At 30.2% G+C, this 24,719-nt stretch carries 22 protein-coding genes, 7 pseudogenes and 1 riboswitch; of the genes and pseudogenes, 4 read left to right on the forward strand and 25 right to left on the reverse strand.

Features of this window, described 5'->3' with window-relative positions:
- Positions 1–14: 14 nt before the first annotated feature.
- The 11 genes and pseudogenes from ACZ1HD_RS09640 to ACZ1HD_RS09690 all read right to left on the reverse strand — a co-directional run bounded on the left by ACZ1HD_RS09640 (position 15) and on the right by ACZ1HD_RS09690 (position 9,486).
- Positions 15–659: a hypothetical protein gene (locus ACZ1HD_RS09640; protein WP_472687315.1), complete on the reverse strand. Its 645-nt coding sequence runs from the start codon at positions 657–659 to the stop codon at positions 15–17.
- A gap of 3 nt (positions 660–662) precedes the next feature.
- Positions 663–2,035, reverse strand: a pseudogene (locus ACZ1HD_RS09645) (HTTM domain-containing protein).
- Between the two features lie 70 nt (positions 2,036–2,105).
- Positions 2,106–3,206 carry an imelysin family protein gene (locus ACZ1HD_RS09650; RefSeq protein ID WP_472687316.1) on the reverse strand — a complete coding sequence of 367 codons (1,101 nt, stop codon included), beginning with the start codon at positions 3,204–3,206 and terminating at the stop codon, positions 2,106–2,108.
- A gap of 89 nt (positions 3,207–3,295) precedes the next feature.
- Positions 3,296–4,486: a DUF4856 domain-containing protein gene (locus ACZ1HD_RS09655; protein WP_472687317.1), complete on the reverse strand. Its 1,191-nt coding sequence runs from the start codon at positions 4,484–4,486 to the stop codon at positions 3,296–3,298.
- Positions 4,487–4,584: 98 nt separating this feature from the next.
- Entirely contained in the window at positions 4,585–6,087 is a 1,503-nt protein-coding gene (locus ACZ1HD_RS09660) for a bifunctional metallophosphatase/5'-nucleotidase (RefSeq protein ID WP_472687318.1), read from the reverse strand.
- Positions 6,088–6,178: 91 nt separating this feature from the next.
- Positions 6,179–6,805, reverse strand: coding sequence for a CHRD domain-containing protein (locus ACZ1HD_RS09665; RefSeq protein WP_472687319.1), 627 nt, complete (start codon positions 6,803–6,805; stop codon positions 6,179–6,181).
- Between the two features lie 14 nt (positions 6,806–6,819).
- Positions 6,820–7,173 (reverse strand): hypothetical protein, encoded by a 354-nt coding sequence (locus tag ACZ1HD_RS09670; protein ID WP_472687320.1) that lies wholly within the window; start codon positions 7,171–7,173, stop codon positions 6,820–6,822.
- A 14-nt stretch (positions 7,174–7,187) separates the two neighbouring features.
- The gene (locus ACZ1HD_RS09675; protein ID WP_472687321.1) at positions 7,188–7,541 is read right to left on the reverse strand and encodes a hypothetical protein; all 354 of its coding nucleotides are present in this window, start codon (positions 7,539–7,541) and stop codon (positions 7,188–7,190) included.
- A 14-nt stretch (positions 7,542–7,555) separates the two neighbouring features.
- The gene (locus tag ACZ1HD_RS09680; RefSeq protein ID WP_472687322.1) at positions 7,556–7,834 is read right to left on the reverse strand and encodes a hypothetical protein; all 279 of its coding nucleotides are present in this window, start codon (positions 7,832–7,834) and stop codon (positions 7,556–7,558) included.
- 88 nt (positions 7,835–7,922) lie between these two features.
- Positions 7,923–8,108: a hypothetical protein gene (locus ACZ1HD_RS09685; RefSeq protein WP_472687323.1), complete on the reverse strand. Its 186-nt coding sequence runs from the start codon at positions 8,106–8,108 to the stop codon at positions 7,923–7,925.
- A 521-nt stretch (positions 8,109–8,629) separates the two neighbouring features.
- A pseudogene (locus ACZ1HD_RS09690) lies at positions 8,630–9,486 on the reverse strand (beta/alpha barrel domain-containing protein).
- 84 nt (positions 9,487–9,570) lie between these two features.
- Here ACZ1HD_RS09690 and ACZ1HD_RS09695 point away from each other — a divergent pair.
- Together ACZ1HD_RS09695 and ACZ1HD_RS09700 are read left to right on the forward strand one after the other, a co-directional pair.
- Entirely contained in the window at positions 9,571–10,437 is an 867-nt protein-coding gene (locus ACZ1HD_RS09695; protein ID WP_472687324.1) for an MFS transporter, read from the forward strand.
- A gap of 17 nt (positions 10,438–10,454) precedes the next feature.
- Complete coding sequence (locus ACZ1HD_RS09700; RefSeq protein WP_472687325.1) at positions 10,455–10,748, forward strand: hypothetical protein; 294 nt, start codon at positions 10,455–10,457, stop codon at positions 10,746–10,748.
- A gap of 26 nt (positions 10,749–10,774) precedes the next feature.
- Here ACZ1HD_RS09700 and ACZ1HD_RS09705 read toward each other — a convergent pair whose 3' ends face one another.
- From ACZ1HD_RS09705 to ACZ1HD_RS09765, 13 genes and pseudogenes are all read right to left on the reverse strand, one after another.
- Positions 10,775–11,134, reverse strand: a complete 360-nt coding sequence (locus tag ACZ1HD_RS09705; RefSeq protein WP_472687326.1) for a hypothetical protein — start codon at positions 11,132–11,134, stop codon at positions 10,775–10,777.
- A gap of 92 nt (positions 11,135–11,226) precedes the next feature.
- Complete coding sequence (gene typA / locus ACZ1HD_RS09710; RefSeq protein WP_472687327.1) at positions 11,227–12,999, reverse strand: translational GTPase TypA; 1,773 nt, start codon at positions 12,997–12,999, stop codon at positions 11,227–11,229.
- Between the two features lie 117 nt (positions 13,000–13,116).
- Positions 13,117–14,178, reverse strand: coding sequence for a molybdopterin-synthase adenylyltransferase MoeB (gene moeB / locus ACZ1HD_RS09715; protein WP_472687328.1), 1,062 nt, complete (start codon positions 14,176–14,178; stop codon positions 13,117–13,119).
- A gap of 5 nt (positions 14,179–14,183) precedes the next feature.
- On the reverse strand, positions 14,184–15,299 hold the full coding sequence (gene thiH, locus ACZ1HD_RS09720) for a 2-iminoacetate synthase ThiH (protein ID WP_472687329.1): 1,116 nt from the start codon (positions 15,297–15,299) through the stop codon (positions 14,184–14,186).
- A gap of 3 nt (positions 15,300–15,302) precedes the next feature.
- Positions 15,303–16,069: pseudogene (locus ACZ1HD_RS09725) on the reverse strand (thiazole synthase).
- Between the two features lie 5 nt (positions 16,070–16,074).
- Positions 16,075–16,359, reverse strand: coding sequence for a thiamine phosphate synthase (locus tag ACZ1HD_RS09730; RefSeq protein WP_472689323.1), 285 nt, complete (start codon positions 16,357–16,359; stop codon positions 16,075–16,077).
- Positions 16,340–16,720, reverse strand: a complete 381-nt coding sequence (locus ACZ1HD_RS09735) for a thiamine phosphate synthase (protein ID WP_472687330.1) — start codon at positions 16,718–16,720, stop codon at positions 16,340–16,342. The genes ACZ1HD_RS09730 and ACZ1HD_RS09735 overlap by 20 nt, the downstream gene beginning before the upstream one ends.
- Complete coding sequence (locus ACZ1HD_RS09740; protein WP_472687331.1) at positions 16,710–17,477, reverse strand: hydroxymethylpyrimidine/phosphomethylpyrimidine kinase; 768 nt, start codon at positions 17,475–17,477, stop codon at positions 16,710–16,712. Before ACZ1HD_RS09740 ends, ACZ1HD_RS09735 begins: the two co-directional genes overlap by 11 nt.
- 5 nt (positions 17,478–17,482) lie before the next feature.
- Positions 17,483–18,082: a thiamine phosphate synthase gene (locus ACZ1HD_RS09745; RefSeq protein ID WP_472687332.1), complete on the reverse strand. Its 600-nt coding sequence runs from the start codon at positions 18,080–18,082 to the stop codon at positions 17,483–17,485.
- Positions 18,083–18,202: 120 nt separating this feature from the next.
- Positions 18,203–20,063 (reverse strand): annotated as a pseudogene (gene thiC / locus ACZ1HD_RS09750) (phosphomethylpyrimidine synthase ThiC).
- A gap of 11 nt (positions 20,064–20,074) precedes the next feature.
- Positions 20,075–20,278 (reverse strand): sulfur carrier protein ThiS, encoded by a 204-nt coding sequence (thiS, locus tag ACZ1HD_RS09755; RefSeq protein ID WP_077809536.1) that lies wholly within the window; start codon positions 20,276–20,278, stop codon positions 20,075–20,077.
- 44 nt (positions 20,279–20,322) lie between these two features.
- Positions 20,323–20,417: riboswitch (TPP riboswitch) on the reverse strand.
- Between the two features lie 44 nt (positions 20,418–20,461).
- A complete protein-coding gene (locus ACZ1HD_RS09760) occupies positions 20,462–20,746 on the reverse strand; it encodes an LETM1 domain-containing protein (protein ID WP_340933502.1) in 285 nt (94 codons plus the stop codon).
- Positions 20,746–21,905, reverse strand: a pseudogene (locus ACZ1HD_RS09765) (proline dehydrogenase family protein). The gene ACZ1HD_RS09760 and the pseudogene ACZ1HD_RS09765 overlap by 1 nt, the downstream one beginning before the upstream one ends.
- An 89-nt stretch (positions 21,906–21,994) precedes the next feature.
- On the opposite strand from ACZ1HD_RS09765, the pseudogene aroB reads away from it, so the two are divergent.
- A pseudogene (aroB, locus tag ACZ1HD_RS09770) lies at positions 21,995–23,051 on the forward strand (3-dehydroquinate synthase).
- Between the two features lie 73 nt (positions 23,052–23,124).
- Here the strand turns inward: aroB and ACZ1HD_RS09775 are convergent.
- A pseudogene (locus tag ACZ1HD_RS09775) lies at positions 23,125–23,576 on the reverse strand (cold-shock protein).
- A 268-nt stretch (positions 23,577–23,844) separates the two neighbouring features.
- Between ACZ1HD_RS09775 and ACZ1HD_RS09780 the strand changes: the two are divergent.
- Positions 23,845–24,696, forward strand: a complete 852-nt coding sequence (locus ACZ1HD_RS09780) for a hypothetical protein (RefSeq protein ID WP_472687333.1) — start codon at positions 23,845–23,847, stop codon at positions 24,694–24,696.
- The last annotated feature ends 23 nt before the right edge of the window (positions 24,697–24,719 follow it).

A 24,719-nucleotide genomic window follows, 5' to 3' on the forward strand; every position in this document is an offset into this window, starting at 1 on the left:
AACTTGTATTTCTGCTAAACTCTCTGCTGCAGGTGTATAATAGCTTTCGGGTAGCCTAAAACATCTGCACTAATATCATAGCCGTTTTGTCTAGTATTAAAATTTGCAGTTCTGTTAGGATCTAATCCTCTACCGCCAATATTTAATTGCAAACCTGCGTCGTCATTTTGATAAATATTTAAACCTGCAATTTGATTAAAAATTTGACGAGCATTATTTGTTGCCACATTTGCAGTAGATTGGTTTACAAGAATAACTTCTGTCTTTTTACCGGCAAAAATAGAAGTTCCTTCTACATCTTTTAATCGTTTTAATTCGAAAACTCTTTCTTTTCTTGCTTTAATTTGAATTTCTGATAAATCTTCTGAAAAAATATTTAAAACGATTTTTAAATTTTGAAATTTATTTAATTCTACAAAAACATTTTTAATTTTATATCCTTCTGCATAAAAAATTAATGGCAGTTTTGTTTTTTCTGTAATAAATTTAAACTCACCTAAAGCATTTGTTTCTGCTAACAAACCGCCCATTTCGTTATAGACTTGCACATTTTTAAGAGGTTTATTTGTTGCTGTATTTACAGAACCATTTACTTTATTCTGACCAAATATGATTGTTTGAAAAAACAGTAAACTTATAATAAGTATTTTATTGTTCATTACTTAAATACCTTTAATTTTTATATTTGATTGAAAAGGAAGTATCCAATCGATAGGTTTAAATGTTGCTAAATCTTTGCGGTACAAATTTACGGATTCATCTACAAACTTAGTGCTTAATCTGCCATTTAATGCAACATAACTATCTGCAAAAACTCCAATATTTTTATAACCTTGCTTTGTAAAATGATTTCCAAGAAAATGAGCATATTCTAAAATAAAATCTGGTTGATAACTCATTTGTTTTTCTTGAAATGAAGTTAAAAAATCTGAGTTTTCTACACGAAAGTAATTTCCTGTGTTTAAATCTTTTATTCTAAATGTAGTATTACCAGCTTTTTCCATTAACATAACTCGCCACGAGTATCTGTAGCCTTCTTCGGTCCAAAATAATTCTCCTGGGTACAATAAATATCTCCACGGAATTAAAATTTGCAAAACAAAAAACACAATTAAAACTGGCTTTATAAGTACTAATTTTGTTTTACTAAAGCTATATTTATCAAAGGATTGAATATTGTTTTTTGGCAAATAATTATTTATAAAATTGATGATTTTTTGATGAAAAGGTGCATCAAAAAATATTAAAGCAGACACAATCATTATAAAAGGAAACATACCAATAGGAAAAAGAACTCTTGTAAAAACATGAAAAATGATTACAAATAGAAATGCAATATATCTTGTTCTTTTGTATAACAGTAAAAAAGGAATTGCCAAATCATAGATTAATCCGAGACCAACTCATTGCAAAATGAAACCAATTTTGTTGCATCAAATTACCTCCTATAAATGGTAAATCGTATTTAGAAGGCAACCATATTTTTAAAGGCATTGCTCTAAACAACCAATCTGAATTTATTTTTGCCAAACCTGCATAAAAATATACTATTGATAAAAGAATTTTTATGCAATCTATTGTCCAAGTAGAAACCTTTAAATACTGTTTTTTCTTTTGAAAACTGTCTAAAGAGAAATAGACGTTTGCTGGTAAGAAAATTAATAAAAAACTAAGTATTGTTATAAAATAATAATGATTTAAATAAGTAGTTTTGTCCATTAATTCTATGTACAAAAATGATAAGAAAAAGGTTACAATAGCGAATCTATACTTGTAACCTACAGCAACCATTAATGCAGAAATTGCACAAATAATAAATAATATATATGTGTAATTACCAATCGGTTTTATAAAGTCTAATCCGAAGTAAGAAAAATGAAATTTAGGTTGTAAATAAAGTTTTTCAATCCAACCGTTTGCCCGAGAATCTAATAATACTCGCAAACATCATTACACCAAAAAACAAACGAAATACAGCTAAAGGAGCTGCACTTGTTTGTTGGGTAAATTTATATGTAATTTTATTTTTTGACATAAAAAAACCTAATTTTCAATTGAGTTTCAACTGAAAATTAGGAATCCATTTTTAATTAATTATTATTTTATTAATCACCATCTGCATCAACATAATCTACATTTATATTGAAAGCCTGTAGCATATCAACTTTAAAATAAACGACTACTTTTTGTAACTCATCGTAAGATTTTGTCATTGCAGTATTATCAGAATTTACTTGAACAGTAAAGCTATTATCCAATTTATTAATTTCTGATGTAGCTGCCTCCAATTGAGTTGTTATAGCGCTTGCAATATCTTCTCTTTCTAGTTGAATTAAGTAATTTTTAAAACTTAAGCCATTTGAATTACCATTGTAAGATGTACCTTCAAATAAATTTTTAACAGCCGTTAAAGCCTCCAAAGAAAGTTCTTTAGAAACATCATTTTTATAAAAACCTTCTACTTTGTTTGGCAAAGTTGTGTTAGAAAAAACACCTGCAGGAATTCCGAATTTATTAGCTCTTAAACCTTTTTCGTAATAAAAAATATAATCATTTATTAACTTATTAACTACACTAGTTGCAGTATTTTGCGTACTTACAACAAATGTATCTCTCTGCGTTTTAAAATCTGAAACAATTGTGTTTGTTAGAGTTGACATTTGATTTAAAACATCTGTAATATACTTCTTGTAATTATCGTTATTAGCAGCTGTAGTATATTTTTCTAATATTTTAGCATCAGTATCATCTACACCATATAATAAATAATCTAAAGCCGGAAAACCTTGAGCATCATGATTATTTACACTATTTAGATCGTAACTACCATTCGCTATATTTTCTTCTACATCACTAACTGTTAAAGGGTAAATATTCATGTAAAAAGAATACTGCAATTCTTCTGCTTTGCCAATATTAAACATTTCTACATACTGCCAAGTTTTATAAGCTGATAACCAAGCAGATCTAAAACTATCTAAATTTGTTTGATTAGGGTTTGCCACAAAACTATCACCTGCAGACTTAAGAGAATTCATTTTGGCGTTAAAATCTTCATAAGCAGGAATAATTATATTATCAGCAATATTTACCAACATCGCTCCTCTATCAAAACTATCTGTAATTACTTGTTCACCACCTTCTGATGAAGAACAAGCACTCATTGTAAGTATTACTGTAATAAGTAAAGAAAATTTTTTAATCATTTTATTTCTATTTATTCTAAATAAAGATACAAAAATACGAAAAAGTAGGTAATATGTTTACTTTTTATACTGCAATTTGTGATGTATTTTTAAGAACCTGCCTGTGCAACTGTAAAGTTAAATTTTGCAGCAATTGTTGCAGAAATTTCATCTAAAGTTGTAATTGAAACATCCCAAAAACCATTACCTGATAATAAAGTTGACATAAAGTTATCTACTTCTTCTTTTGTAAAGTAAGATACACTACTATTTGGTTTTCTTGTAAATTGTAAACTATAAACAAACCCTAAACCTTCTGATAAATCATGAAAAGCACTAGCTTTATCAGTTTCTAATTTAGTTTTACCTTGTTGTAAATAATAAACTGCTCTTATGGCAATAACTTCAGATATTTTTTCTCTTAAGATCTCTGCTTGTTCATTTCTAGTTTCATAATCACCCGATACTATTGCAGCTCTACCTAGTTTAAACGCATTGTAAATAGCTTGAGCAATACCCGTAAAATCTGTATCACCTTCTACTCTACTTAAATATTTATTTAAGTATCCGTCTTGATTTAATTCAGGTGAACTAGCATTAGTTTCGTTACCGTATAAATAACCAAAAGCCTCATCCCATTTATGCTCCATGTTTGTATAATTTTTGCCGCTTAATAAAACATTAGCATCATTATCTTCTACATTTGTAGCTTCATCTAAAACAGCAACACTTAAATAATTATTTAGTATTTGATCTGTCATTAAACCACCAATTAAACTTTTTGTAATTAACTGGTTATATTCTAATCCTTTCGCATTTACATATCGAATAGATCCACCACCTGCTTCTTGAATTTGACCAGCTACACCAGCAGAAGCATCTGTATTCCAATTAGGAAAAACTTCATTTACTTGTGCTTCTATCCAACTATCAAATTCAGCTTTAATTGCTAATGCATCTGTAGTATTACTAGCATAAAAATCTGTTGATGCAGCAGTTTTACTTCTAATATTTTTTGAAGATGTATTTAATTCTGTCTCTGTAAAATCATTATCACCTTCTGCATGCGCAAATTTATCTTTAAGACTTGCAATAGTTTCTGAAGTAGACAAAAGAGCCGATGCAAACTCATCTGCCATTCTAATTCTAGTAGTTTGCCCGCTATAACTTACAGTACTTTCTCCGTTTCTTTCAAAGTTATAAGTCGCTGGAGCAACTGTTTCAATTCCGTTATCACTATCATTATTATTACAAGATATTATTGATGCAGCAACGGCTATAGTCAAAAAAACTTTTTTCATTTTATTTAGATTAGTTTAAAATAGTATTTTATTTTTTTGCAAATATACTACCCAAATCTAATTTAAAAAAGCTTATTTAGAATAAATTAAAATAAAATTTATTGTTTTAAATAAGCAACCAACGCTTTTCTAACATCTATAGCTATTTCATTTTCTTTAGGATGATAAATTTCAAGAACATCTATATTCTTTTCTGATAAAAAAGGAATGTCGAAACCTTTTAATAAGTAATCAGAAAAGGCAACTGTATAGATTTTATTTAAGTCGATTGGTTTTTTGTTTATAAACCAACTAGTTTCTATTAATTTAATATTATGTCTGTGCAAATAAGCTCCTGTTCCCGCGGCAAGTTCACCATAATCTAAAACTCTTTTTAGTAAGCTTCCTTTAATTTTAACTTTTAAAACTGGTCCGCCATAAGGTAAAACTCTAAAAATATCTATCGGAGAAATATCTCCAACTAAAACATCATCAATTCGAATAGAACCACCGTTTACAATTGCTGCATCAATTTTGTCATTATATGCAAAAGACATTGCACTAGTAATCAATTCTCCTAAATTAGTTTGTCTACTTCTTATTGGTGTATCTCTACCATCTAAAGGAATTTTTGTATTGTAAATAATTTCATTAGGTTTTTTAATAACCAGCTTAATTTTTTCATCTAAAATAGATTGCCAGTTCGCAACAATTTCTTTAACCTTTTTATTTTCTTTAATAGAACTATTTATTTCTTTTAATTCTGATTGAATTGTGGTTTTCTTTGTTTTTTTGTCATAAGAAATTCTATGGATGTAAACAGTTTTAGCATTTGCATCTGCTTTAGATATTTGAACATTTCCTATAAAGTTGTTGCTATTAGTATGTTCGTGACCTCCCATTATTAAAGGCAAGTCTGGAATTAATTTTGCAATTTTTTTATCGTTTGCCAGTTTTACATGTGTTAAACCAAAAACTATATCAACTTTGTCTTTTAAAGCTGCATAAGAAGCTCTTGCCTTTATAAACATGTTACCATACTCTACATATTCTTTAGGATTAGAAGGAATACAAACACTTATAAAACCAATTTTAATTTTTGTGCCATCTTTGTCTGTAAACTCTTTTATAAAAGTTTCGTTAACATTTTCTTTTTCACCATTCTTTTCTTTGTAATATAAAACTGCAGCTTCTTTAGTTTTCAGTTTTACGTTTGCAGAAATCCAAGGAAAAGTACTTTCATTTAATCTTTGCTGCAATTCATCTTTAGAAAGATCGAATTCATGATTACCGAAGGCTACCAAGTCGAAATTCATGGCATTCATTACTTCTACCATTTGCTTTCCTTTTACTCTTTTACCGTCTACTTTTATTGTTCCTAATAAAGACGGATTCAAAAAGTCACCTGCCATAAAAAGCATGGTGTTTTTATTTTCTTGTAAAAGCTCTTGATGAATAGTTTCTACTCTTGCCATTCCGCCATATTCACCGCCCTGAATTGGCGCAATTTCATAAACATCATTCAATTGTAAAAATGTAAAATCTATTTTAGAATCGTCTTTTTTGCAATCAGTAAAAGAAATTAATAACAATAAAAGAAGCAGTTTTATATAAAATTTCATGATGATAATTTTTGTTTCAAAAGTAACAACATAAAATAAGAAAACCCATCAAAAAATGATGGGTTTTAGAATTATTATGTTAGACATCTAATTATTCATTAGAACCTATATTACCTTGAGCAACAATAGTTCCCAACTGAGATGCACTTAAATGTACGTTAATATAACCATCAAAAGTTAAAATTTCATCATAAGTAATTGCAGTACCGTCATCTAATGTTTCTACTTGAGACATACTCATTCCTGTATCTCCGTTTACAGGAGAAAAGCTAAAAGCGATTGGTCCACCAGTAGCTGCATCATTTTCATGAATATGTGCTGGATGCATTCCACCTGCTGGTGTATTCATAATATTTAATACTGCCAATGCAGAACCGTCAATTCTTTTATAAAAAGTTGCAGTACCAGAAATTCCTGCTACATCTTTTTCTGCCAAGGTATACACTTTACTTTCTGATGTTAAATCGTTTTTACCAATGTCTCCTTGAGCTACAATTGTAGAAAGTTGAGTTGCACTTAAATGAACATTGATGTAAGCATCTAAATTTGCAATATCAGCATAAACAAAAGAAGACCCATCATCAAAAGTAGATACATTGGTCATACTCATTCCTGTATCTCCATTTACTGGGTTAAAAGAAAATAATATTGCACCACCTTCTACGGCTGTATTCGCATGAATATGTGCTGGATGCATTCCTCCCGCAGGTGTATTCATAATATCTAATGTTGCTAAAGCTTCTCCGTTAACTCTTTCAGAAAAAGTTGCTGTTCCGAAATTCCCGCTACATCTTTCTCACCTAAGTCGTACATTGTTGTATTTCCTGTTAAGTCATTCTGACCTATATCTCCTTGAGCTACAATTGTAGATAATTGAGTTGAACTTAAATGAACATTAATATAACCATCTAATTCTGCTATGTCAGCATACATAAAAGAAGATCCATCGTCAAAAGTAGATACATTTGTCATACTCATTCCTGTATCTCCATTTACCGGATTAAAAGAAAATAATATTGAACCACCTTCTACAGCTGTATTGGCATGAATGTGCGATGGATGCATCCCTCCCGCAGGTGTATTCATAATATCTAAAGTAGCTAAAGCTTCACCATTAATTCTTTCAGAAAAAGTTGCTGTTCCGAAATACCTGTTACATCTTTTTCTCCTAAGTCATACTCTTTGGTGTTTCCTGTTAAGTCATTCTGACCTATATCTCCTTGGGCTACAATTGTAGATAATTGAGTTGAACTTAAATGAACATTAATATAACCATCTAATTCTGCTATGTCAGCATACATAAAAGAAGATCCATCGTCAAAAGTAGATACATTTGTCATACTCATTCCTGTATCTCCATTAACTGGATTAAAAGAAAATAATATTGAACCTCCTTCTAAAGCTGTATTAGCATGAATGTGCGATGGATGTGATCCACCAGCAGGAGTATTCATTAATTTCAAAGTAGCTAAAGCTTCACCATTAATTCTTTCAGAAAAAGTTGCTGTTCCGAAATACCAGTAACATCTTTTTCTCCTAAATCATATTCCTTAGTGTTTCCTGTTAAATCATTCACACCAATATCACCTTGAGATACAATTGTAGAAAGTTGTGTTGCACTTAAATGAACGTTAATGTAAGCATCTAAGTTTTGTATATCAGAAAAACTTAATGCTGTTCCATCATCTAATGCTGTAAAATTTGTAAAGCTTTTCCCAGTATCTCCATTCACTGGTGTAAAAGACAATAGTATACCTCCTCCTTCTAGTGCTGTATTTGCATGTATATGAGCTGGGTGCTCTCCGCCTTCGGAGTATTCTGAATATCTAACTCTGCTAATATGCTTCCATTTTTTCTTTCAGAAAAAGTTGCTGTTCCGAAATACCTGCTACATCTTTTTCACCTAAATCATAAACAATAGCATTTGGTTTTAGGGCATTTTGTCCTATATCACCTTGTGCAACAATGGTTCCTAATTCATCTTTACTTAAATGAACATTTATATAACCATCAAATTCCAAAAGTTCAGAGAAAGTTATAGGTGTACCATCATCTAAAGTAGTAACGTTTATGGTGCTCTTACCACTGCTACCACTTACACTTCCAAGAGATAAAGCAATATCACCGCCTTCAGCTGCAGTATTGAAGTGAATATGAGCTGGATGCTGTCCTCCTTCGGCGTTCCATCTAGAGAAATATTAATGTTAATAGAAGCATCTTGGTTCTCTACAAAAGAAACTTTACCTGAGATTCCTGATACATCCTTAGTACCAAGGTTGTACGTAATAGAGTTTCCCGTTGGTGTGTAAAATTTGTAATCGAAATCATCTTCATTATTACAATTGTAAAATGCAAATGATAAGAATAATAAAATTAAGTTTAGTTTTTTCATAATATTGTTTTGTTTAATTATTTTAAACCAAAGTTAAACAAAACATTATTGAAAGATTGACTTATTAAGATTAAATAGTAACTCAAATAAAAAATTAACGTAACTTTAAGAAAATTAACAGTAATTGAGAAACTTTAAGAAGTTTTAAATTTATAGAAAAGTTTCTAAGGCTTTATTGTAAGCACTTTCAAAACTCATCGGCTTTATATTTGTAAAAGCTTTTTCTGCAGTAAAATACGATAATAATTTTTCGGTTGGCATGTTACCTGTTAAGTCGTCTTTTGCCATTGGGCAACCTCCGTAACCTTTAATAGCGCCATCAAACCTATTACAACCAGCTTTAAATGCTGCGTTTACTTTTTCGTGCCATTTATCCGGTGTTGTATGTAAATGTGCCCCAAATTCTATATTTGAGTATTCGGAATTAAATTTGAAAATAGATATTCTATAACATCCGGTGTAGAACTACCAATAGTATCTGAAAGCGATAAAATTTTAACGCCCATTTTAGACAATTTTTCTGTCCACTCACCTACTATTTCAACATTCCAAGGATCTCCGTACGGATTACCAAATCCCATTGATAAATAAGCCACAACTTCTTTATTAGACTTATCTGCAATGTTTAAAATAGCATCTAAGGTTTCTAAAGATTCTGCTATTGTTTTATGCGTATTACGCATTTGAAAGTTTTCTGAAATAGAAAATGGATATCCTAAATAATCTATTTCTTCAAAAACAGAAGCATCATTTGCACCTCTAATATTTGCGATAATCGCTAATAATTTACTATCTGTTTTCGATAAGTCTAATTTTGATAAAACAGCTGCCGTATCTCGCATTTGCGGAATAGCTTTTGGAGATACAAAACTACCAAAATCAATAGTATCAAAACCAACTTTTAAAAGAGAATTTATATATAATGCTTTTTGCTCGGTTGCAATAAAATGAGATTTTATACCTTGCATTGCATCTCTAGGACATTCTATAATTTTGACTTTTTTCATCAAATCAAAGATAAAAAAACAAACTGATTTCAATGTTAATTTTAAATTGAATATTACATTCTTTTCAATAAATTTGCTTTCTAAATGAAACATCACAAATTTGTTCTACTTATAATTGTTATTTCTCAATTCTGTTGTACGTCTTTATGGTTTGCAAGCAATGCTGTATTAACAGATTTAATTGATAACTTCAATTTAAAAACTAATGCCTTAGAAAATTTAACTTCTGCAGTTCAATTTGGTTTTATTTTAGGAACATTGTTATTTGCACTCCTTTCTATAGCAGATAGATTCTCGCCTTCTAAAGTATTTTTCTTTTGTGCCGCTTTAGGCGCAGTTTTTAATGGTTGTTTAACTTTTAATGAAAACACTTTATTTAGCTTACTTATATTAAGATTCTTAACAGGAATTTTCTTAGCAGGAATTTATCCTGTTGGGATGAAAATTGCTACGGATTATTTTGAAAAAGGATTGGGAAAATCTTTAGGTTATTTAGTAGGTGCCTTAGTGTTAGGAACTGCTTTACCACATTTACTTAAAGATAGTTTACAAGACTATTCTTGGCAAAATATTGTTTTATTCATTTCGATATTAGCCATTTTTGGTGGATTACTATTATTTATTTTAGTTCCTAATGGGCCTTATCGAAAAAAAGGAACCGCTTTAGACATTTCTATTTGTTATAAAGTTTTTAAAAACGACCAATTTAGAAAAGCTGCTTTTGGATATTTTGGTCATATGTGGGAACTTTATACGTTTTGGGCGTTTGTACCGATACTTTTAATTACATACTCTAACTTACATGAAGTTAACTTTAAAATTCCATTATTATCTTTTTTTATTATTTCTATAGGAAGTATTGGATGTATTGTTGGTAGCAATGTTGCGGCGGCTATTGGTACAAAAAAACAGCTTATTGGTCTTTACTTTTATCTTGTTTTTGTTGTTTGATTTCTCCTTTTATTTTTATGGTTGATAATGCAATAATTTTTATAAGTTTTCTATTATTTTGGGGAATAGTTGTTATTGCAGATTCGCCACTATTTTCTACACTCATTGCCCAAAGTGCACCTCAAAAAGATAAAGGTACAGCTCTTACAATAGTAAACTGTATAGGTTATGCCATTACAATTTTAAGCATTCAAATAATTAGTTATATATATCATACAACCAACACAACATTTATATACTTAATTTTAGCTATTGGTCCTATTCTAGGTTTAATCGCTTTAAAAACTAGTAGTAAACTTTCTAAAAACTAATATTATTTTTAAGATTGTAAAGGTATTTACGGTAATTTATTTTTAAAACTTGGCGCATTATCTCTGTAAGAAACAAGTTTCTTTTTAGATACAAGTACAATTAAATCTTCATTTAAAGTAAATAAGCAAGCTGTTCTAAATTTATTTACTAGTAAACTTTCTAATTCTGATTTTAATTCTTCTAAAGTAAATTGCTTAAATTGATTATCATCCGCATAACGATACTTTAATTCGAAAACATCTTTATTATCAATTTTAAACAAACGTGCATATACATTTAATAAACCTTCACTTTTTCTAATCGGTTTACTAACTGTTAATTTTACAAACTCATCGTTTGTTATACTTTCCTTTAAAACTTCAAAAAAATGGATAAATTCACTCATAGTACAAATATAAAAAACGCCACTAAAAAGTGGCGTTTTTAAGATATTAATAATCTTAGATTATTATAATCAAAAAGGTATTTTAAATATTGTTATGGTCTAAAATTAATTTTACGCATACGTAAGCTTTCTGGAGTAACTTCTAAATACTCATCAGCTTTAATATACTCCATACATTCTTCCAAAGAAAAATCAATTTTCGGTGCAATTTTAACACTATCATCTGTACCAGAAGAACGAACGTTGGTTAATTTTTTACCTTTAATTAAGTTTACACCCATATCATCGGCTTTCGAGTTTTCTCCTACAACCTGCCCAATATAAATATCTTGATTAGGATCAATAAAGAAACGACCTCTATCTTGTAATCTATCAATAGCATAAGCTGTTGCTTTACCTGCTGCAGATGATACAATTGCACCTTTAATATCCTCAGAGAAATCACCTTTATAAGGTCCATATTCAGAAAAACGGTGGTTAATAATAGCTTGACCTGCTGTTGCAGTTAAAATTTTATTACGTAAACCAATTAATCCTCTTGAAGGAATTGTAAATTCTAAATGTTGTAAATCTCCTTTTGGCTCCATGATTAATAAATCTCCTTTTCTAAGAGATACTAAATTAATTGCTTTGGAAGCAACATCTTCTGGAACATCGATAGATAAAGTCTCGTAAGGCTCACATTTCACTCCGTCAATTTCTTTTAAAATAACTTGTGGTCTACCTACTTGTAACTCGTATCCTTCTCTACGCATTGTTTCAATTAATACAGATAGGTGTAAAACTCCACGTCCGAAAACGTTAAATTTATCTTCAGAATCTGTAGTATCTACTCTTAATGCAAGGTTTTTTTCCATTTCTTTAAACAATCTGTCACGTAAATGACGAGATGTTACAAATTTACCTTCTTTACCAAAAAACGGAGAGTTGTTAATAGTAAACAACATACTCATTGTTGGTTTATCAATTTCTGTTCTTGGTAATGCCTCTGGATTTTCTAAATCTGCAATTGTATCACCAATTTCAAAATCTTCTACACCAGTAATAGCACAAATATCACCACAAGGTACTTTATCTACTTGTACTTTACCCATTCCTTCAAAAACATGTAATTCTTTAATTCTTACTTTTTTAGTAGAACCATCAGCTTTACATAACATATAATCTTTACCAGCTTCTAAATCACCTCTAAATACACGTCCAATTGCAATTCTACCTGTAAAAGCAGAAAAGTCTAAAGAAGTAATTTGCATTTGTGCAGTACCTTCGTTGTATTTAGTTTCTGGAATAGATTCTAATACAGCATCTAATAAAGGTACGATATTGTCAGTTTCATTTTTCCAGTCTGTAGACATCCAATTGTTCTTTGCAGAACCGTAAATTGTAGTAAAGTCTAATTGCTCTTCTGTTGCTTCTAAAGCAAACATCAAATCAAAAACTTTCTCATGAACTAAATCTCGAGTACAGTTTTCTTTATCTACTTTATTTACAACTACAATTGGTGTTAATCCTAATTCTAAGGCTTTACCTAATACAAAACGAGTTTGTGGCATTGGCCCTTCAAATGCATCCACTAATAATAAAACACCATCAGCCATTTTTAATACACGCTCTACCTCTCCACCAAAATCGGCGTGACCAGGAGTATCAATTACGTTAATTTTTGTGTTCTTATAATTTACAGATACGTTTTTAGAAAGAATCGTAATTCCTCTTTCACGTTCTAAATCGTTGTTGTCTAGCAATAAATCTGTACGTTCTTTACGTTCGTCTAAGATTTTTGCTTGATCTATAATTTTATCAACTAACGTTGTTTTACCGTGATCTACGTGGGCTATAATAGCGATGTTTCTAATTGGTTGCATTCTTGCGTTCTTAAATTTCGTGCAAAAGTAGTGTTTTTAGTTTAAAGATTGGTTTCAAACCAAAAAAGTTTAACTATCTAATAACTATTAATATATCTAAGAGAAGATTATGGTGTATTATTTTACGAAACAACCTCCTTTTAAATTAATTAATTTTAAAGAAGGAAAATACTCTTTTAAAATTCTGATAGCCTTTGTACTTCTTACACCTGATTTACAGTAAACAACTAAACTTTTATCAACATTTACCTCTTCTAGTCTTGATTTCAAATCACTTAACGGAATATGCTGACCTCCAATATGGTAATTTATTCTCTCGTCATCTTCTCGAACATCTAACAAATTGTAATCAGAAACATTGCTTTTTAAATAAGTAAGAGTAATTTCTTCAATGTCTAACTCTATTCCGCAGAAAACATCATAATTCTCTTCTAATTTCTGAATATCAATTTTAGTGTTTTTCTGATAATTTAAAGTTACTTGCTGCATTGTTAATGTATTATATAATAACAATTTATTTGACAACACATTTCCTATTCCACAAATAATTTTTATCGTTTCATTTGCTTGAAAACTACCTATAATACCCGGCAAAACACCTAATACACCAATTTCTGAACAATTTGGTGATTCATCCGGCTGTGGTGGCGTTGGATACAAACATCTGTAAGTTGCACTATTATTGTAATTAAAAACACTTACTTGGCCTTCGAATTTAAAAATTGCTCCGTAAACTAATGGTTTGTTTGCGATAACTGCTGCGTCATTTGCTAAATATCTTGTTGAAAAATTATCGGATCCGTCAACAACAATATCATATTTTTTAAATAATCGAATAGCATTTTCTCTTGTTAATTTCTCTTGATATACATCAAACTTAATATACGGATTTAATGCTGATAATCTTTTTGCGGCAACTTTAGCTTTCGACAAGCCAATATCATCAATAGTATATAAAATTTGACGTTGTAAATTACTTTGATCTACAACATCATCATCAATAATACCAATATTACCAACACCTGCAGCGCTTAAATATTGTAAAACTGGGCAACCTAATCCGCCAGCTCCAATTACTAAAACCTTTGCCTTTTTTAATTTTAATTGTCCTTGTTCTCCTATTTTATCTAAAATAAGATGACGATTGTATTGTTTATATTCTTCGGTAGATAAATTCATATAAATTATACCTTTTCAAAATGTTCCCAATCTTTCCAAACAACCTCTAAACCATTATTTTTTAACATTTTTACAACATCTTCTGTACTTCTTTCATCAGAAATTTCGAATTGTTCTAAAGATTGTGGTTCAACAGAATATCCACCAGGATTTGTTTTAGACTCTGCACTAATAGAAGTAATTCCTAATTTAACAATATGATTTCTAAATATTTCACTTTCTCGGGTAGACATAGACAATTCTACATCTTCATCAAACAAGCGAAATGCACATATAGTTTGTACTAAATCTTTATCCGTCATTTCTACTTTTGGTTCTAAACCACCGTAATGTGGTCTTAATCGAGGAAAAGAAATCGAATATTTAGTTTTCCAATACGTCTTTTGTAAATATTTTAGGTGTAAAGCTGTAAAAAAACTATCTGCTCTCCAATCTTCTAAACCAAATAAAGCGCCTAAACCAATTTTATGTACACCGGCTTTACCTAATCGATCTGGTGTATCTAGACGATAATCAAAATTAGATTTCTTCCCTTTTGGGTGATGTTTTTTATATTCTTCTCTATGATAGGTTTCTTGATAAACAAGTACGGCATATAATCCATTTTCTTTTAAAAGAATGTAATCTTCTGTATTTAAAGGCTGAATTTCTATAGTTATGTTAGAAAATTTACTGCGTATTAATTGAATCGCATTTTTTACATAATCTACACCAACGGTTCTATTTGCTTCACCAGTAACTAACAAAATATGATCATATCCCTTCTTTTTTAGGAAGGCAACTTCTTTTAAAATTTCTGCATCTGTTAGCGTTCTTCGCGGTATTTTATTAGTCATACTAAAACCGCAATACGTACAGATATTCTGACACTCGTTACTTAGATACATGGGCGCATACATTTGTATTGTATTCCCAAATCTCTTTTTAGTAAGTGCATGACTTTTTTGAGCCATTTGCTCTAAATATGGTTTTGCTGCCGGAGACAACAATGCCTTAAAATCTTCTAAATCTAAATTATCTTTTAAAAGCGCTAACTCAACATCTTTATTGCTTTTATTGTAAATACTATTTAAAGTTTCACTCCAGTTATAAGTATCAAAAAGTGTTTTAAAGTTGCGCATCTTTTAATTTAAAAATGATGTTAACGGACTACTTGCAACTGCTTTTTTATTTACAGGAGCCAACTTCGCTTCAAAAGCCATTCTACCAGCTTCAACTGCCATTCTAAAGGCGTTAGCCATTGCTACAGGGTTTTTAGAAACTGCAATTGCTGTATTTACAAGAACTGCATCTGCACCTATTTCCATTGCAAATGCTGCATGAGAAGGCGCACCAATACCTGCATCAACAATAACTGGCACATTCGATTGCTCGATAATAATTTCTAAAAAATCTACTGTTTTTAAACCTTTATTACTTCCAATCGGAGCACCAAGAGGCATTACACATTGTACACCTACCTCTTCTAATCGTTTACACAAAACAGGATCTGCATGAATATATGGCATTACTACAAAACCTTTTTTAACCAATTCTTCTGCAGCTTTTAGAGTTTCTATGGGGTCCGGCAACAAATATCTAGGATCTGGATGAATTTCTAATTTTACCCAATTTGTCTGTAAAGCTTCTCTAGATAATTCTGCAGCAAAAACGGCTTCTTTAGCATTTCTTACGCCGAAGTATTTGGTAATAAATTAATTCTTTCATGATTTAGATGTGTTAAAATATCATCCTCCTCATTCGTCACATCAACCCTTTTTAATGCTACCGTAACCAATTCGCTTTTACTCTCTAATAGTGCATCTTGCATTAAATTAGACGAACTAAATTTACCTGTTCCGGTAAATAGACGAGAATTGAATGTTTTATCGGCAATTATTAATTTTTCCATGCTATTTAATTTTTATCAAACTTAAATATTTGCTCTTGAGCTCTATCTTTAAGCAATATTTTATGAAAGTTTGAAATTACATTGTAATTATTAGTTATTTCTGATGAAACAGCCAATCCGTAAACACCTGTTTCAATAATTGACTCTGCATCGTTTAAAGTGATACCACCAACTGCAATTATTGGCACTGTAGTTTTTAATTCTTCTAAAATAACTTTGTAACCTGCTACTCCTAAAACCGGACTTAAATTTTCTTTTGTATTTGTAAATCTAAACGGACCTAAACCAATATAATCTACTTTTTTCTATTAAAGCTTCACAATCTTTTAAAGTGTTTGCAGTACCACCAATAATTTGCCAAGACGCTAATTCTTTACGAACCAAATTAGGACAAGCATCTGTTTTACCTAAATGAACGCCATCTGCTTTTATAGCAATTGCAACTTTGTAATAGTCGTTTATAATTAATCTAGTCTGAAAATTATCTGTAATTTCTTTAACCTTTTTTGCTGTTTCTAAAACGATATCTTCCTCTACATTTTTTAAACGTAGTTGAACTGTCTCTGCACCAGAGCTGCATGCATTTTTAATATTTTGCAAATGCTCTTCTGGTGATTTACCTTGAGATATATAATGTAATTTACTTATCATTTTTGTTTTTGTGATTTCCTAATAAACTTGTATTAGAATTTAAAAATTGTTCTGTATATAACTTTGTTTTTCTACAAGCATCATCTATACCAAAACCCAAAGCTATATTTGCAGCTAATGCAGATGATAAAACACAACCGCTACCATGTTTCTCGTAAACTTTTTCAGCAATTGGTGGTATATTTAACTGAACCAAACTATTGTAATAAACCTCATCTAAACCTTTCTGCTCTTTTCTGTGTCCGCCTTTTAAATACAGGTTTGTTTTATTCGCTATAAAGTCTATCGTTTCTTCAATATCTTTTTTAGGAAACAAAGCCTTAATCTCATCATAATTTGGTGTAACAAAAAAACAAGATGTGAGTATTTTTTCTAAAATTTTTAGATTTTGATTTGTATGAAAATTAAAACCACTAGTAGTTTTTAAAACAGGATCTAAAATTATTTTTATTGATGCTTTTAACGCTTTTAATTTATTTATAATGTTAAATAAACGTTCCCAAGATTCAATAACACCTATTTTAACTACATCAATAGAAAACCTTTCGAATAAAGTTTCTATTTGACTAATAATAACCTCTTCTGCAATCCAAAGACAATGTTTAAAATCAATATCATTCTGAACGGTTACAGCTGTACAAACAGACAAACCATATAAACCATGTGCTTCAAAAGTTTTTATATCTGCCGTTAAACCAGCACCACTAGATGGATCTAGACCTGCAATAGTTAAAATAAAATTATTATCATCTAACATAAAAATTAACCTTTAGCTACTTTATACTGATCTCTGATACCTTTAAAACTTTCAATAGGATTTTTCGCATTCCAAACTCCACCTAAAACTCCGATACCGTTATATCCTAAGGCTAAAACTTTTGGTATTGTTTCTTTATTTACGCCTCCCATACCAATGATTGGTTTATCAATATGATTTACATCAAAACCTCTACCTTGATAACCCTGTTTTGAAATTGAAGAAAAAACCGGACTTAATAAATTGTAATCAAATTTTATTTTACAACTTTCTAATTCTTTTGGTTCATGAAAAGAACTGCTTATCGTTTTACCCTTCAAATTAAAATTAGATAAATAATCTGCTCCAATTTCTAAAACATCTTTACGCTTTTGCTCTTGAAAATGAATTCCTTTCAAATTAAATTCGTGAATCAATTCATGATAATAATGTAAAACTATCTTAGAATGAAAAGCTGTATCTATTTGGCTTAAGTATTGTAAATATTCTTCTTTCGATTTATTGGGTTTTCTTAAATGATAATACTCTAACCCTTCTTTAAACAAAGTATCTAAAATTTCTATTTCATTAGAAATATCATTTTCTAGCGCAATAAGTATTATCATAAGTAGTAAAAATTATTTTAAAAACACCTTTTAATATTTCAATAATAATCAATGTATATTAAAGAAAAGCTCAACTACGTCTCCCCCAAGACGTAGAAGCGCTTTTATGGCAAAAGTATATTATAAATATACTTCTGAACCTTTATCTTTAAATTCCTTAGATTTTTCTTCCATTCCTTTTGCAAAAACCTCATCACCTGCAACCTTATTTTCTGCTGCAAAATCTCGAACTTCTTGAGAAATTTTCATTGAACAAAATTTAGGACCACACATAGAACAAAAGTGTGCAATTTTAGCTCCTTCTGCTGGTAAAGTTTCATCATGATATTCTCTTGCTAATTCTGGATCTAAACCTAAATTAAACTGATCTTCCCATCTAAACTCAAAACGTGCTTTACTTAAAGCGTCGTCTCTGTGTTGTGCACCTGGATGTCCTTTTGCTAAATCCGCAGCGTGTGCAGCTAATTTATAAGTAACCACACCGGTTCTAACATCTTCTTTATTTGGTAAACCTAAATGCTCTTTTGGAGTTACATAACACAACATTGCACAACCAAACCAACCAATCATAGCTGCGCCAATACCAGATGTAATATGATCATAACCTGGAGCAATATCTGTTGTTAACGGACCTAATGTGTAAAAAGGAGCTTCGTCACAAGCTTCTAGCTGTTTGTCCATGTTTGCTTTTATCATATGCATTGGCACATGACCTGGACCTTCTATAAAACATTGTACTTCGTGTTTTCTTGCTATTTTAGTTAATTCGCCTAAAGTTTCTAATTCTGCAAACTGAGCTTCGTCATTTGCATCTGCAATAGAACCTGGTCTTAAACCGTCTCCTAAAGAAAAGGCTACATCATAAGCTTTCATGATTTCGCAAATATCTTCGAAATGTGTATATAAAAAACTTTCTTTATGATGTGCCAAACACCATTTTGCCATTATAGAACCTCCACGAGATACAATACCCGTAATTCTTTTTGCTGTCATTGGCACATAACGTAAACGAACACCGGCATGAATTGTAAAATAATCTACACCTTGTTCTGCTTGTTCTATTAATGTATCTCTAAAAATCTCCCAAGTCAAATCTTCTGCTACTCCGTTTACTTTTTCTAAAGCTTGATAAATAGGCACAGTACCAACAGGAACCGGTGAATTTCTAATAATCCATTCTCTAGTTTCATGAATATTTTTTCCGGTAGATAAATCCATAATATTGTCTGCACCCCAACGACAAGCCCAAACCGCCTTTTCTACCTCTTCTTCTATAGAAGAAGTAGTAGCAGAATTACCAATATTAGCATTAATTTTAACCAAGAAATTACGACCTAAAATCATAGGTTCTGCTTCGGATGATTAATGTTTGATGGAATTACCGCTCTACCTCTTGCCACTTCTTCTCTAACAAATTCAGCGATATTTTTGCAGGAATACTTGCACCGAAATCTTGACCTGGATGTTGTTTAGACAAACGTGTAATCTCATCTATTTTTTGGTTTTCTCGAATTGCAATGTATTCCATTTCTGGAGTTATTATTCCTTTTTTAGCATAATGTAATTGTGTAACATTCTGCCCTTTTTTTGCTCTTAGTGGTTTTTGTAAATGATTAAAACGTAAATGATCTAAAGTTTTATCATTTAAACGTTCGTTACAATATTTAGAAGAAAAAGAATCTAACTGCTCAACATCATTTCTTTCTAAGACCCACTCTTCTCTAATTCTTTCTAAACCATTATGAATATTAATTTCTTTGGTAGGATCTGTATACGGACCCGAAGTATCATATACAGTAACGGGCTCGTTTGCTGTTCTTTTCTTAGTCATAGAATCTACCGTATCACTTAATTCTATTTCGCGCATTGCTACTTTAATTTTTGGATACAGTTTACCTTTTACATATACTTTTTTTGAATTAGGAAAAGGATTTCTAGTGATTCCTTTACTTGGTGCTGTGTCTTTTTCTTCATTTTTTATAGTTGTAAGTTTTATCCGCCTTGAGTAGATTTTATGATTAAAACTTTATCATTATTATGAAGTAAATTAGAAGACCAATTTTCTTTTTTTATAACATTAGAATTAACGGCAATAGCAATACCGTTTGTTTTTATTTTCAAAAAACAAATTAATTCTTCTATTGATATTTCTTCAGAAAATTGTTGATTTTCTTGGTTTACATTTATAGTAATCATAAGTATAAATATTACTGTAAACCAAAGAGAGGTAGTTATATAACTAAATCTAGGTAACTTTTTCCTACGTTGGTATTAACCAAATCAGGTTCTAAGGATGTTTCTCAAACTAATTTAATAGCTACTCCTAAAGTTTACAAGACAAATATATCTTTTATTTTTTTAAAATTATATTTTTTAAAATTATTTTACATCATCTCTAAACGCTGATGGTAAAATATCTGGTATTAATTTTATTAGTAAGGGTAATAGTAATGCACCACCCGGAAGCATAAAAACAGTAAAAGCAGGTATTGCTTTGCAAATATCTAATAACTGTACTTTTATTTTTAACTTCTCTTCTTCTGTTAAAGACGAATGTGTAGATTTTCTTATTAAATGCATTGCCTCTTTACTTTGCAACAGTTCTTGGTGCAATCTAAGTTTGTTTCGATGCAACAACATTTTTATTTCATCAATCGTCTGCATTATATTTTTCTGCGTTTACGCTCTGCTTTAATCAAATTTAATTCTCTACTTGTTTGTCCAGCTACAGATGTATTTTCTTCTGCTCTTCTAATTAAGTAAGGCATTACATCTCTAACAGGACCAAAAGGAACATATTTGGCAACATTATAACCTAAATCTGCTAGGTTAAAACTAATATGATCGCTCATACCATATAATTGACCAAACCACAAACGCTTATCATCTTTAGCTATTTTATATTGTTCTGCTAATTTTAAAAGTAAATAAGAACTTTCTTCATTATGAGTGCCTGCAAATAAAGCCATTTTTTTATGCTCCATCATATACAAAATAGCAGCATCATAATTTTTATCTGTTGCTTGTTTATCTGCACAAATAGGAGATTCATATCCTTTTTCTTCTGCTCTACTTCTTTCCTTTTCCATGTAAGCACCACGAACTACTTTCATACCAATATGAAAATCTTTTTGATAAGCTCTTTCGTATAAACCTTTTAAATACTCTAAACGATCGTGTCTATACATTTGTAATGTATTAAATACAATTGCTTTTTCTTTATTGTAGTTTCCCATCAATTCTTCAACTAAATCATCTGCTGCATCTTGCATCCAGCTTTCTTCGGCATCTATCAATAAAGGTACATCTTGTTTTACTGCTGCTTTACACACAGTATGAAAACGTTCTTTTACACGAATCCATTCAGATTTTTCTTCTACTGTTAAGGTTTGTTTTTCTGTAATTTTTTGAAAAAGAGCAAACCTACCAAAACCGAAGGTTTAAAAACCGCAAACGGAATCGATTTCTTTTCTTCACCAAAATTAATAATCTTTAAAATAGTCTTTAAAGTTAAGTCGAAAACCTCTTCTCCCTCTTTACCTTCTACTGAATAATCTAACACAGAAGATACTCCTTTTGTATACAATTTCTCTATATTTGGTAAACAGTCTTCTTCTGTTACACCACCACAAAAATGATCGAATACTGTAGAACGAATTAAACCCTCTACAGGTAAATGTGCTTTTAAAGCGAAATTTGTTACAGCTGTACCTATTCTAACCATTGGTTGGTTCTGTATCATCTTAAAAAGAAAGTATGCTCTTTCTAATTCTGAGTCTGTTTTTAATGAAAATGCAATTTCAGTATTATCAAAAAATTTCATTCGTTAGATTTTAATTTAGAACAAAGATAGTCTAAGACTGTAAATAATTCAATAATTTCTATTTAATTTGCACATTCAATATTAAAATGATGAAATCTATAAAAGCCGTAAGTTATCCTGTTCATTTTCAAGAAAAAGGATACGAAGAATTATCAAACTTAATTTCTAACAAAAACTACTCTACGCTATTTATTTTAGCTGATGAAAATACTTTTGAATGTTGTTACCCTAAATTTATTCCAAATTTAAAAACAGATATTCGTATAGAAGTTATAGAAATAGAATCTGGTGAAATAAATAAAAACTTAGAAACCTGTGCTGGCGTTTGGAACGCAATAACAGAATTAGGCGGAGATAGAAAAAGTTTGGTAATTACTCTAGGCGGTGGCGTTATTACAGATTTAGGTGGTTTTGTTGCTTCTTGTTACAAAAGAGGTATCGATTTTGTTAACATACCTACAACTTTACTTTCTATGGTTGATGCTTCTGTTGGTGGTAAAACGGGTGTAGATTTAGGTGTTTTAAAAAATCAAATTGGTTTGTTTGCAAACCCGAAATGGTTATTGTTGATACCAATTATTTGGAAACAGTTACAGAAAGAGAAATAAAATCGGTACTGCAGAAATTATTAAATACGGTATTACCTATGATAGTAAACTGTTTTATGAAATTAAAAACAACAAAGGCCTAGATATTAAAGACTTGATTTTTAGATCTATAGAAATTAAAAACGAAGTTGTTTTACAAGATCCTAAAGAACAAAACTTACGCAAAATTTTAAATTTTGGTCATACATTAGGGCACGCTATAGAATCTTTTTATTTAGAATCTGAAGACAAAGAAAACTTAACTCATGGCGAAGCTATTGCAATTGGTATGGTTTGCGAAAGTTATATGTCTGAAAAACTTTTAGGTTTTCCTACTGAAAAAGTTTTAGAGATTAAAGATGTTGTACTATCTATTTACGACAAAATTGATTTATTAAAAGAAGATTTTCCTGCAATTTTAGAATTATTAAAGCACGATAAGAAAAACGTAAACGGACAAGTAAACTTCGTACTTTTAAATGATTTTGAAGATTATAAAATTGATTGCAAAGTGCCCGTAGATTTAATTATAGAAAGTATGGAATTTTACAATAATTAATATATACTTTTACTCATATAAAAAAAGCCTTTTCAATTTGAAAAGGCTTTTTTTATATGTTGTAAAAATGAAATTATACTTTCTTAACTTTTACTGCATTCATACCACGCATACCTCTTTCTAATTCGAAAGAAACTTTATCGTTTTCTGCAATTTGATCTATCAAACCACTTACGTGTGTAAAATACTTTTCGTTATTTTCTGTATCGATAATAAATCCGAAACCTTTAGAAGTATCAAAGAAAGAAACTTTACCTTTTCTTACAGGATCTTCTTCTGGTAAATCTTCTTTTTTAGTTACAGAAATTTGAATATCTTCTAATTCATACTCTACTTTTAATTCGGATCTGGCGGAGTATCTGTTAAATTACCATTGTGATCTACATAAGCAAATTGAATTCCTGTAGACCCATTCTCTTCTTTGGCAGCTTTTCTAGCTTCCATTTTTTTAATCTTATCCTGACGTTTTTTTAAACGTTTCTTTTCTTTTTCACTTTTACTAAATGTTTGCTGCGATTTTGCCATTAAAATACAAAAGGTTTTTTTTATTAATATTTCTAGAAAGATAAAATACGTTACAAGAAAATCTAATTAAGGCTAACTAGTATAATGAAGGAATTGTATTCTGTCTTACAGCGACAAAGGTACAAAATTTAAAGGAATAATACATACTTTTTAATTGCTGATTACCAACAATATGGTAAAAATTAACTTTTTTCAGAAAAAAATCATTTTAAAAAAACCATACATCAAATTACTTCGTATGTATACCTGAAAACTAAAAATAAACAGAATGAAATCTATTAAAATTATGGCACTAGTATGTGCTACTACGCTTGGTTTAACTTCTTGTTCTAATAATGATACAGATTTAGACTTAGACCTACAAACAGAAACCAAAGTTTTATTTACCTCAAATAATTCTGATGGAAATGTAAATATGTACAATGTATCTGATATGAATAATATCTCAACATCTACAATAACAACTGCAACTACAAAAGCAGACGGAATTTATTATGACGGTTCAGAAGACCTTGTTGTACAAGCCTCTAGAAGCACATTTGGTTTAGAAGGTTATACAGGTATCGATGTTTCTGGTACTTCATTAACAGCTAATGTTGGTGTTACAGGTTCTTTAGATATGACAAGTCCGAGAGAATTGGCTGTAAGTGGTAACTTTTATGTGGTTGCAGATAATGCAGATGTAGACGGAGATGATACTACTAAAGATGGTAGATTATTTATCTACTCTAAAAATGGAAATTCTTTTACTTTAAGAAATACAATTACAACAAACTTTAAATTATGGGGAATTGTATTTAAAGGAAATGATTTATTTGCGATTATTGATACTACTAATGAATTAGCAGTATTTTCTAACTTTTTAAGTAATACAAGTACAGCAACTGTAGAGGCTACTAAAACAATTGCCATTGAAGGAATTGTTAGAACGCATGGTTTAACTTATGATGCTACAACCGATGTTATGATATTAACAGATATTGGTGAAGCTTCTAACGGACAAGACGATGGTGGTTTTCATATCATTGAAGATTTTACATCAAAATTTAACGCAACAGCTAACAATGCTACTTTAGCAGTTTCGCAACAAACAAGAGTTTCGGTGCAAGTACTTTATTAGGTAATCCTGTTGATGTTTCTTAT

Source organism: Polaribacter sp. HA6-7, assembly GCF_055693625.1.